1 pseudogene is annotated in these 552 nt (G+C 65.9%); it reads left to right on the top strand.

Features of this window, described 5'->3' with window-relative positions:
* Nucleotides 1-122: 122 nt before the first annotated feature.
* A pseudogene (locus tag ACQVDU_RS15855) lies at nucleotides 123-552 on the top strand (IS1380 family transposase); the annotation flags it as partial.

Raw genomic sequence — 552 nt, forward strand, 5'->3', positions numbered from 1 at the left:
AGCCTCGATCCACCGATGGACGGGGCGTTGAGCGAGCGTCGTGACGTAGAAATGCCCCTCTGATCAGGAAGAATAGAGCTTGCTTAGGGTTCTGTTCGTCTGGTCGGAGAGGCATCTCGTAGATGCAATTCAAGCACGCCCCCGCCGCAGTGTCTGCGGTGTTCGATGATCCGAATCTCGTGTCGGCCGCGGGGCTGGTGCCGATGCTCCGCCTGGCGCGTTCCGCGGGGTTGGACGAGCTCGCGCGTGAGCGGTTGAGCGTCCCGACGGATAAGGGCGCCAACGCGGGTGCGAAGGTGATGGCACTGGTCGCGGGCATGCTCGCCGGGGCGGACTCGATCGACGACATGAACCTGCTCCGCCATGGCGGAATGGGCCGGTTGTTCGACCGGACGTATGCGCCGTCGACGCTCGGGTCGTTCCTGCGGGAGTTCCGGTTCGGACACGTCCGCCAGCTCGACGCCGTCGCCTCCCGGGTGTTCGCGAATCTCGCTGTCGACGCGCCGCTGCTCCGAGCAGGCGATGGCGAGCGGGTGATGGTGGATCTGGACG

The organism is Microbacterium sp. F2 (genome assembly GCF_052274505.1).
GTDB lineage: Bacteria > Actinomycetota > Actinomycetes > Actinomycetales > Microbacteriaceae > Microbacterium.